The sequence below is a fragment of the Uliginosibacterium sangjuense genome (assembly GCF_059132465.1).
In genome coordinates this window covers 3,503,948-3,513,900 of sequence record NZ_CP101132.1, presented here as the reverse complement: position 1 = coordinate 3,513,900, position 9,953 = coordinate 3,503,948, and the positions used below count along the sequence as shown (strand labels likewise).

The window sequence follows — 9,953 nt, the reverse complement described above, 5'->3', positions numbered from 1 at the left end:
ACGCCGGAGCGCGAAGCACGGAGGGAACCACAAGCGCAGCGTGTGGCGGTCCGCTTGACTGCAGGGTTATGTTTCACTCTGTGGCCGGAGGTAAAACAATCATTGTTGTGAACATTACGTTCCCGCATGGGGAGCGAACTACGACATCTCCATTCAACTTTGCTTTACCGTCAATTACGTTTCTCATCAGCAATTCTGTTTTATCGGGGTTCGACTTGTAGATTGTGCGAACTGTTTTTTCGTAAAGCGTCGCATACAAGGTAGCCATTAAATCAAGATGTTCGGCAATAGCCTCTTGGAGATTAACGGTTTCTTGCTTTTGCGTTCTGTTGTTGTAATAGCTGCATGCCATGCCACCAAGAGTAAATCGAACAGGCACAAAACTTTCCGTTACGTCTTCGTGCTTGTTTTCGTAGTCAACGGCGTGGGCGCCAATTTTGTGGCGAATTGTTCGGATCAAGAGACTGTTGATCTTCTCTTGGGCTGACTTTGGGCTGTCAGTATTTGAGATCTTGAACAAATTTATTACGGCTTGCTGTTGAAGATAGGTGGCATTTAGCGCGCCATAAAGCCTTATGTATTTTTCTCCCATGTCTCCGTATTTTGTTGGGCCATCAATTCCGAATCTCAGGAAATTTTCTATTCCTAGGAGGGAGTCTTCGATAACATCCATTGAGGCGCAAAGGACGCCCCAGTCATCTGCACTGTTTAGCTTTAGCGATCTTTTTATATATTCATCGAATGTCTCTCGCTCTGAGTCGGCTTTCCCCGCCTTTTCAATGATCAGTTCACGATACTTTTCATTAAAGAAACTAACTGCATCAATCTTGGCGCTAGGCATCATGTTCTCCGTGAGACATAACTTGTAGTAGACGGACCCATGGGGCCGTCTACGGGTGATAGTACGGACAGAGAAGGTGAGCCGTAAGTCATTGATTACTTAAATCATAGAAGGCGACTGCCCGTATAAGCATCTTGATAGTACGGACAGAAGGGCATTGAGTAGAGGCGGGACCTGTCGCTCCCAGGCGGCACGCCGACAGTCCGCTGACGGTCGATTGCTGCCGTCTGATCGCTTCGATCCCCGTCATCGCAGCAGCGCCGCGATGATGTCCGATCAGAAGGGAGGACCAAGTTCACCGAACTGCGCAGCCGGCGCTGACTCAACCCCGTCTTTTCCGCGGACGGCCTGCCTGAGCCGGGGCATCCCCAGAATGGCGGGCGAGTTCGATGAAGGCCTGCAGATACGCCGTCTCTCCATCCCCTTCGCGCATGCCCAGGAAGATCTGCTTGGCCAGCCCCTGGCGACCCAGGCGCAGCGGGACCAGGTGCATGCGTTGTGCATACTCTTCGACCAGCCAGCGTGGCAGGGCTGCCACGCCGCGACCGCTGGCGACCATCTGCAGCATGATGTCGGTGGTCTCGATGGTCTTGTGCTGGCGCGGCAGCACGCCGGCTGGCGTCAGGAATACCGCGTACGGCGTAATAAAAAGTAGGGCGCACTGAGCGCAGCGAACTGCGCCGTATGCGGTGGATTGAGCAAAGCCATCCGGCGCAATTCCGCTTCGCTCCGTTGTTCCCTTCGGCGCCCTACGAATGCCCGATTCCGGTGTGTCCGCGACGAGGCGGCGCTGCGTGTGGGGCTGCCCTTGCTTCGCACATCCCGGCCGGGCGACTGCGGGTCAATCCCGACTGTGGTTTGAATACGCGCTACTGGAACGAGGTGATCCCGGCACTGTGCAACATGGTGGCGGCCGCGCTGCGATAGCGTGCCGTGCTCACGCAAGTCGCACTATGATCCTGGGCGTGACGCAAGAAACCCCTTCTTCTCCCGAAGCCCCGAGCCTGCCTGTCGCCGCGCACGGTCTCTGGCAGTTGCGGCCGGTGCGTGCGCTGCTGTGGTTGCTGGGGGCGGTGTCGCTGACGCTCGGGGTGGCCGGCATCTTCCTGCCCCTGCTGCCCACCACCCCCTTCGTGCTGCTCACCGCCGCGTGCTGGATGCGCGCCTCGCCACGCCTGCACCGCTGGCTGCGCGAGCACCCGCGCTTCGGTCCCATGGTGCAGGGCTGGGAGCACAACCATGCTTTGCCGCTGCGCCTCAAGCTGCTGGCCCTGGTGATGATGAACACCTCGATCCTGGCGAGCGTGCTGCTGATGCCGCCGCGTCCCTGGCTGCAGGGTGTGCTGATCCTGATCGCGGTGGCGGTGTCGATCTACCTGATCCGTCTGCCTACCTTGCCGCGCCAGTCATAGCGGCCCACGCGCGCGCTGTCGTTTTTCTCCTACAGAGTGAGACTCCCCGGTGCTCGATGCATCCTGTGCTTGATGGCTATCAAGCGTGCATCCAGGCCCTCCGGCGACCGTTCTGCCCGCGTTGCCCGCCACCTTCGGGGAGCTCTCCATGGCAGGGCGGTGGGCATTTCGTCTATGTTCAAGACGCAGTCATGAGTCTGCGGATCAGGGAAGGAAACATGAAGAAACTGATGTGTGTGGCCTGTCTGTCGGCCGCATCGATGATGGCCCATGCGGGGCGTCCATTCACGACGGATGATGCCGGCGTGCTGGATGCGGGGGCGTGTGAGCTGGAGAGCTACTACCACCGCGATACGACACCGGACTTGCCTGCGGTGAGCGGCTGGTGGGTGCAGCCGGGTTGCGGTTACGGGCTGCGCAGCCAGATGTCGCTGGGTTTCGGCCGTGACAGCAGCGAGGGCGAGCACATCGACTCCTACGCTTTGCTGGGCAAGACCTGGCTCAAGGAACTCGGCGACGACAGCGTCGGCATCGCCATTGGCTACAGCGCCGGCTGGGCCAAGCTGCCGGAGGAGAGCCGGCGTTTTGACACGACCAGCCTCAGCGGCATCGTATCGGTGCCGGCGGGGCCGGTGATGCTGCACGCCAACCTGGGTTGGGCGCGCTCACGTATCGACGAGACCAATGCCACAACCTGGGGCCTGCTGGCCGAGTGGGAAGGACTGCTGGGGCCGGTGGATGCCGGTATCGAAGCTTTTGGTGACGACCACCAGGCGCCCTGGATCCAGCTTGGCCTGCGCTGGCCGGTGATCAAGGACCGCATGAATATTGATGCCTCCTGGGGCAAGCAGACCGGCGACACCCAGGGCAAGGTGTGGACGTTGGGCCTGAAGTTCATGTTCTGAGAGGCTGTTCGCGATCTTACTGCGAGGCCACGCATTGGTTACCGAGGCGGCTCTCATGCGCTGCTCTTCCACGGTCGGCTTTGCACAGCCGACCGGCTGCGGTGGCGCGGAGCAGGCTCCGCGAAACCCCGCCTCGCCCTCATTTATCAACATAAACTCCGGTTCCTGTGCTGCTCCGGGTTTGCCAAATGAGCCCGCTGACGGCCTCTCGCTACAGATCGTGAACAGCCTCTGAAAGCAATCGTGACGTGCACTGGTGGCGCGCTCGCGCCGCCGGTAGACTGCGCGGGCCTGCATGACTGACGCGATGGGGAGCCAAACCCCGGGGAAGTGCGGGTCGGCACCGTCAGGTGTCCGCCACGCCGCGCGTCTGGGCGATCTTGTTCCGGCCTGCATGTTGATGCGGCCGAATCCGTAGCGAAAGGGTCGCCACCTTGGAATTCATCAACCGCCGCATCCGCATCCGCAAGTTCAGCCTGCCGGTCTCCATTGGCTTCTACGAGGTCGAGAAGCAGCGCCCGCAGCGCGTACTGATCGACATCGATCTGCACCTGGCCCCTTTGTCCCACGAGATCCCGGACGACGTGCATGCCACGGTGAACTACGACCTCGTGCACAAGGCGATCCCGAAGCTGGTCGAAGGTCGCCATTTCAATCTGCAGGAAACCCTGTGCCACGAGATTCTGGCCCTGTGCGCGCGCCTGGACGGCGTGCAGGGTGCTCGCGTGTGGGTGCGCAAGCCGGACATCTATGCCGACTGTGAAAGCGCGGGCTATGAGGCCGAGGTCGGCATGGTCGGGTGAACCTCCGCGGGATGCTATCTTTGCAGGCCGATCCCGCATCCGCCTGTCATGAACCGTAACGAATCCCTGGGCTTGCTGTGCGCCATCCTCGGCGCGGTCGGCTTTGCCTTCAAGGCCATCTTCATCAAGGCGGCCTACCAGTACGGCGTCGACGCCGAAACCCTGCTGGCCCTGCGCATGGGGTATGCGCTGCCCTTCTTTGTCGTGATGGGCGTATTCGTGGCGAAGCAGGCGCCCATGCGCCTGAGCTGGCGCGACATCGGGCTGTTGGCTCTGCTGGGTTTCCTCGGTTATTACCTCGCGAGTTACCTGGACTTCCTCGGGCTCAAGTACATCTCGGCCGCGCTGGAGCGCATCATCCTGTTCGTCTACCCGACCCTGGTGCTGCTGATGTCGGCGGTTTTCCTGGGCAAGCCGCTGCGCTGGGCCATGCTGCCGCCACTGGTGCTGTGCTATGTCGGCGTGGCGCTGGCGGTCGGCCATGATGTGAGCATGAGTGGCGATGGTGTGATGCTGGGCAGCCTGCTGGTGTTCGCTAGCTCGCTCTCCTATGCCTGTTACCTGATGATCAGCGGCGAGACGGTGCAACGCCTGGGCAGCACGCGCGTCACCGCCTGGGCCACCGGTTTTGCCTGCCTTTACAGCCTGGCGCAGTTCGTGGCGGTCCGGCCTTTGGCTGCGCTGGCGCAGCCCTGGCAGGTGCATGCCCTGGGCATGGCGATGGCGGTGTTTTCGACGGTGCTGCCGATCTGGCTGGTGGCCGAGGGCATGCGCCGCATCGGCGCTGGCCGCACCTCGATGATCGGTTCGCTGGGGCCGGTGCTGACCATCCTGCTGGCCGCAGCCTTCCTGGGAGAGACGCTGGGTGCCTTGCAGGTACTCGGCACGGCGCTGGTGATGCTGGGCGTGAGCCGGGTCTCCAGGATGGGCAAGGGCTGAGCCGATCAGCCCGCGCCGCTGTCGTCCGCGGCGTCGCGGCTCCAGTCCTGCCAATCCTCACCGAACCACTCGACTGGATGCGGCGTGCGGTCCGAGCCGTTGCCACAGGCCAGCGCGGTGGCGGCGCAGTACTTGTCGCAACCCCAGCAGATGCGTTCGGGATTCTTCGGGTGGGTGGGAAACTTCTTGGCCATGCGTGGAATGCTGCGCGCCGGGGCCGGCGCGTTGCCTTGACCCCGGGTAATTTTCAGGACAGGGCTCAGTCGAGCCAGATCATGCTGGCCATGCGCCCGGTCTGCCCGTCGCGGCGGTAGGAGAAGAAGTCCTGCTCCTCGCGATAGGTGCAGCGATCGCCACCGTAGAAGGCGGTGACGCCCAGCTTGCCCAGGCGCAGGCGGGCCAGCGCGTAGAGGTCGGCCAACCATTTGCCGGGAGCCACACCCTGGCGGAAGGCATCGGCTGCGGCCGCGTCCTGTTGCGTGAACGCCTCGAACACCTCTTGCCCGACCTCGAAGTGGTCCGGACCGATGGCCGGGCCGAGCCACACCAGCAGTTCCGGGCCAGCCACGCCCATCGCCTTCACGGTGGCCTCCAGCACGCCATGGGCCAGGCCGCGCCAGCCGGCGTGGGCGGCGGCAACCACCGTGCCGGCGCGGTCGCAGAACAGCACGGGCAGACAGTCTGCGGTCATCACCGTGCACAGCTTGTAAGTGTGGCGCGCCACGGCTGCATCCGCTTCGGCGTAGGGGCAGGTGCAGGCAGCATTCACCACGGTCGTGCCGTGCACCTGGGTCAGCCATAGCGGTTCCATGGGTAATTGCTGGCCGAGGATGCGGCGGTTGTGCTCCACCGCATCGGGTGCATCGCCAACGTGTCCACCCAGGTTCAGCGAGGCAAAGGGCGCCTCACTGATGCCGCCATGGCGTGTCGTGGAGAGGGCCTTCACATTCTTCGGTGCAGGCCAGTCTGGCGTGATCAGTTGCAGTTGCGAGGAGGGCATGGAGGTTCGGTGACGGGATCAGAGCTTGGGGACGGGCGCCTGCATGCGTGTGCATTCCAGCGTCACCGTGCCGCAGCAGCGGTTGGCCTCCCCGGTCTCGGCAAAGCCGTGCTTGGCGAAGAACGGGCGCGAGATGCGGCTGGCATCGGTGGTGATGACCGGGGCGGCCATGGCGCCAGCCAGGAACAACATGTCCTGTAACAGCAAGCTGGCGACCCCCTGGCGGTTTGCACGTGGTGCGGTGAACAGCAGATCGAGATGCCCGGGCTCCTGGATGGCGGCGAATCCGCAGATGCCCTCGGCATCTTCGGCCACGCGCACCCAGGCGGCGGCGAGCCGGGCGGCAAAGGCCTCCGCGCCGCCGGCGCGGGCGATCCAGGCTTCACGCTCGGCCTCGCTGTAGGCGCTGGCCGCCGTGACACGGATGGCCGCGCAGTACAGTTCGAATAGCGTGGCGGCGTCCTGCGGACGGTAGTCGCGGGTGGCCGTGCCGGTGGGGTTCTCAGCCTCGTCGGCCAGGTGCGTGTCGTCGGTCATGCGTTTTTCAGGTTTCGGTCAGAAAGATTTCGAGCAGGTCGTTGAGGAAGCGGCGTCCCTGTTCGGTGGGTTTGAGCTGTGTGCCTTCGGTGCTGAGCAGGCCGCGTGCGCGGGCCAGGTTCACTCTTTCAGCAATCTGGTGCATCTCGATGCCCGTGGTCAGCGGAAGTTGCGACTGCGGTACGCCGTCCAGCAGGCGCAAGGCGTTCATCATGAACTCGAAAGGCAGTTCACGTCCGGGGATGAAGCGCGCCTCCTGCACGAACTCGCCACGCATCGCCGCTTCCAGATAAGCGTTTGGATGCTTGTGGCGCATCTCGCGGCGCACGCCTTCGTGGCTGGTGAGTTTGCCATGCGCGCCAGCGCCGATGCCCAGATAGTCGCCGAAGCTCCAGTAGTTCAGGTTGTGACGGCAGCGGTGGCCGGGCCGCGCAAAGGCCGAGGTCTCGTAGTGGCGGTAGCCGGCCGCCGCCAGTTTCGCCTCGATCATGTCCTGCATGTCGGCCGACAGGTCGTCGTCCGGCAGGCTGGGCGGGTTGCGGTGGAACAGCGTGTTCGGCTCCAGGGTCAGGTGGTAGCACGACAGGTGCGGCGGGGCGAAGGCGAGCGCGGCGTCCAGGTCGGCCTCGGCCTGCGCCAGCGTCTGGCCGGGCAGGGCGTACATGAGGTCGAGGTTCCAGGTGTCGAAGTGGCGTGCGGCCTGTTCGATGGCGGCGCGCGCCTCGCGGCTGTCGTGGATGCGCCCCAGCGCGGCGAGCATGGCGTCGTCGAAGCTCTGGATGCCCAGCGACACACGCGTAATGCCGGCGGAACGGAAGTCGGCGAATTTGCCGGCCTCCACCGTGCCGGGGTTGGCTTCCAGCGTGATCTCGGCTTGCGCGTCCAGCATCAGCAGGCTGCGCACGCCGGTCAGCAGGCGATCCAGCGCCGGTGCCGAGATGAGGCTGGGCGTGCCGCCACCGATGAACACGCTGATCACGCGCCGGCCCCAGACCTGCGGCAGCGCAGCCTGCAGGTCGGCCAGCAGCGCGTCAATGTAGGCGGCCTCCGGGATGCCTTCGTCGCGCACCCCATGCGAGTTGAAGTCGCAGTAGGGGCACTTCTTCACGCACCACGGGAAGTGGATGTACAGCGATAGGGCGGGAGGCTGGCTCAGGCTGGCCACTGTGTTGTCGGGCAGCGGACCCTTGGCGATCGTGGCAGCGGGGTGGATGGGGATGATGCGGGTGGGGGACGGCATGAAAAGGCTGTGCGGTACTTGCGATAACGTTTGACTATGAATTGTGCGGCTCGTTTAAGAAATCTCAAATGAGGCCTAGGCGTTGTCCCTAAACTGATCATTGAGCTGGCGCGTCCAGCCGCTGCGATGAAGCTACCTTTGACCGACCCTGAGGCACGTCCGACGATTATGGATCAGATCAAGAAAACCATCGATTTCAGCCAGGATTGGCCCAGCCTGGGCCTGCCCGCCCATGTCATCGAAGTCCTGAGTGCCGCGCCCTCGCTGAGTGTGGCCGAGCACCGCGAAGACCTGTTCAACTGGGCACTGGGGCGTGAAGCCGGCAGCACCGACTGGAGCATCGGCAACCGTGAGGACCACGGGGTCTACGAATCCGCCTTCGAGGTGCCGGGCAAGGGCCGCGTGGTCGAAGCCACGGTCACCAAGGCGCGCAATGGCCTGGCGATCAACTTCGTCGATGTGAAGATGCGCCGTCGCGATCCGGACGCGATGGTGATTGGCGACAGCCTGCCCACCGACAAGCCGACCTACCTGGAACGCTTCGGCGAGAAGTTCGACGGCATGCGCCAGAAGACCCTGGACTGGCTCAAGACGCAGGACCTGATCGTGGTGCCCTTCTATGCCGGGCCGGAAGAACTGCGCTACGGCGCGCTGCTGATCTGCCCCAAGAACGCGGGCTTCTTCGCCGGCGCGCTGGCCGATCTCCAGGGCATGATTCCGAACAGCCAGGTGCCGGCCGACTTCAAGCTGTCCGGTGGCGTGCTGTTCATCGCCCCGCCGTTCCGCCACACCCATTTCGAGGGCAAGCAGGTCGTCGTGCATGCGCGCTGCCAGACGCATCAGGAAATCTTCGCCTACAACCTGTACCCGGGCCCGTCCGCCAAGAAGGGCGTGTACTCGCTGCTGCTGGACATCGGTGAGCGCGAAGGCTGGACCACCAACCACTGTGCCGCGGTCGGCGTGGTGACGCCGTACGAGAACCAGCTCGTGATCATGCACGAGGGCGCCTCGGGTGGCGGCAAGAGCGAGATGACCGAGCACATCCATCGCATGGAAGACGGCCGCCTGCTGCTGGGCAAGAACGTGATCACCGGCGAGGAGCGCACGCTGACCTTGCCGGAGGCCTGCCACCTGGAGCCGATGGCCGACGACATGGCCTGTGCGCATCCGCACTACAACGAAGGCCAGACCAAGCTCAACATCAAGGACGCTGAAGCCGGCTGGTTCGTGCGCGTCGACCACATCAAGCAGTACGGCACCGACCCGCACCTCGAAAAGCTGTGCATGCACCCGGACCGCCCGCTGATCTTCCTGAACCACTACATCGTGCCCGGCGGCCAGTGCCTGATCTGGGAACACATTGAAGACGCGCCTGGCAAGCCCTGCCCGAACCCGCGCCTGATCATTCCGCGCGACATGGTGCATGACGTGCAGGAAGGCCCGGTGTCGGTCAACATCCGCAGCTTCGGCGTGCGCTGCCCGCCCACCCACAAGGACAGCCCGCAGTACGGCATCGTCGGCATGCTGCACATCCTGTCGCCGGCCCTGGCCTGGCTGTGGCGTCTGGTGGCGCCGCGCGGCCACGCCAACCCCAGCATCCAGGATTCCAAGGGCATGCAGTCCGAAGGCGTCGGCTCCTACTGGGCCTTCTGCACCGGCAAGCGCGTGGACCAGGCCAACCTGCTGCTGCGCCAGATCGTGCAGAACACCGACACCCGCCATGTGCTGATCCCGAACCAGTACATCGGGGCCTGGCACGTTGGCTTCATGGCCGAGTGGGTGGCGCGCGAGTACCTGGCGCGTCGTGGCAGCGCGCGCTTCCGCAAGGATCAACTGGTGGAAAGTCCGTGCCCGCTGCTGGGCTATGTGCCGCGCCAGGTGCGCGTCGAGGGCAGCCTGATTCCGCCGGTGTTCCTCCACGTGCAGAGCCAGCTCGAAGGCGGCCACGAGGTGTTCGACGAAGGCGCGCGCCAGTGGCGCGAGTTCTTCCACCGCGAGCTGAAGCCCTTCCTGACGCCGGAGCTGGATCCGCTGGGTCGCAAGATCATCGAGGCCTGCCTCAACGATGCGACGCAGGAGGACTACTGGAAGCTCATACCCCACCAGATCTTCAAGGACTGATCAGCATGGGGCGCTGAGCTACTGCGCGGCCCGATCTCGAAGCTATGATGCTCCGCGTACCTGACGTACGCTTGCGCTTCTCGCTTCGACCTCGAGCCGCTCGCTACGCTCATCGCCCCATGCTGCGCCCTGGAAAAAAAGCTTGGCTGGTGGTA

At 63.6% G+C, this 9,953-nt stretch carries 12 protein-coding genes and 1 riboswitch; of the genes, 6 read left to right on the top strand and 6 right to left on the bottom strand.

Annotated features, from left to right (window positions below; translation table 11 throughout):
- Window positions 1–73: 73 nt before the first annotated feature.
- On the bottom strand, window positions 74–841 hold the full coding sequence (locus NMB43_RS16145) for a hypothetical protein (protein WP_494349187.1): 768 nt from the start codon (window positions 839–841) through the stop codon (window positions 74–76).
- Window positions 842–1,163: 322 nt separating this feature from the next.
- Window positions 1,164–1,451: a LysR substrate-binding domain-containing protein gene (locus tag NMB43_RS16140; protein WP_494349186.1), complete on the bottom strand. Its 288-nt coding sequence runs from the start codon at window positions 1,449–1,451 to the stop codon at window positions 1,164–1,166.
- Window positions 1,452–1,525: 74 nt separating this feature from the next.
- Between NMB43_RS16140 and NMB43_RS16135 the strand changes: the two genes are divergently transcribed.
- From NMB43_RS16135 to NMB43_RS16115, 5 genes are all read left to right on the top strand, one after another.
- Entirely contained in the window at window positions 1,526–1,768 is a 243-nt protein-coding gene (locus NMB43_RS16135) for a hypothetical protein (RefSeq protein ID WP_494349185.1), read from the top strand.
- Between the two features lie 38 nt (window positions 1,769–1,806).
- Window positions 1,807–2,253, top strand: coding sequence for a YbaN family protein (locus NMB43_RS16130; protein WP_494349184.1), 447 nt, complete (start codon window positions 1,807–1,809; stop codon window positions 2,251–2,253).
- 218 nt (window positions 2,254–2,471) lie between these two features.
- Window positions 2,472–3,158, top strand: coding sequence for a PA4824 family protein (locus tag NMB43_RS16125; RefSeq protein ID WP_494349183.1), 687 nt, complete (start codon window positions 2,472–2,474; stop codon window positions 3,156–3,158).
- 285 nt (window positions 3,159–3,443) lie between these two features.
- Window positions 3,444–3,541, top strand: a riboswitch (ZMP/ZTP riboswitch).
- Between the two features lie 51 nt (window positions 3,542–3,592).
- Window positions 3,593–3,961 carry a dihydroneopterin aldolase gene (locus NMB43_RS16120; RefSeq protein ID WP_494349182.1) on the top strand — a complete coding sequence of 123 codons (369 nt, stop codon included), beginning with the start codon at window positions 3,593–3,595 and terminating at the stop codon, window positions 3,959–3,961.
- A 48-nt stretch (window positions 3,962–4,009) separates the two neighbouring features.
- The gene (locus NMB43_RS16115) at window positions 4,010–4,900 is read left to right on the top strand and encodes a DMT family transporter (protein WP_494349181.1); all 891 of its coding nucleotides are present in this window, start codon (window positions 4,010–4,012) and stop codon (window positions 4,898–4,900) included.
- A gap of 5 nt (window positions 4,901–4,905) precedes the next feature.
- Here NMB43_RS16115 and NMB43_RS16110 read toward each other — a convergent pair whose 3' ends face one another.
- From NMB43_RS16110 to hemW, 4 genes are all read right to left on the bottom strand, one after another.
- Window positions 4,906–5,094: a DUF3079 domain-containing protein gene (locus tag NMB43_RS16110; RefSeq protein WP_494349180.1), complete on the bottom strand. Its 189-nt coding sequence runs from the start codon at window positions 5,092–5,094 to the stop codon at window positions 4,906–4,908.
- A gap of 65 nt (window positions 5,095–5,159) precedes the next feature.
- A complete protein-coding gene (gene pgeF / locus NMB43_RS16105) occupies window positions 5,160–5,900 on the bottom strand; it encodes a peptidoglycan editing factor PgeF (protein WP_494349179.1) in 741 nt (246 codons plus the stop codon).
- Between the two features lie 18 nt (window positions 5,901–5,918).
- Window positions 5,919–6,437, bottom strand: a complete 519-nt coding sequence (locus tag NMB43_RS16100) for a GNAT family N-acetyltransferase (RefSeq protein WP_494349178.1) — start codon at window positions 6,435–6,437, stop codon at window positions 5,919–5,921.
- A 7-nt stretch (window positions 6,438–6,444) separates the two neighbouring features.
- Complete coding sequence (gene hemW, locus NMB43_RS16095) at window positions 6,445–7,677, bottom strand: radical SAM family heme chaperone HemW (protein ID WP_494349177.1); 1,233 nt, start codon at window positions 7,675–7,677, stop codon at window positions 6,445–6,447.
- A gap of 126 nt (window positions 7,678–7,803) precedes the next feature.
- On the opposite strand from hemW, the gene NMB43_RS16090 reads away from it, so the two are divergent.
- Window positions 7,804–9,798 (top strand): DUF4914 family protein, encoded by a 1,995-nt coding sequence (locus NMB43_RS16090; RefSeq protein WP_494349176.1) that lies wholly within the window; start codon window positions 7,804–7,806, stop codon window positions 9,796–9,798.
- Window positions 9,799–9,953: the final 155 nt, after the last annotated feature.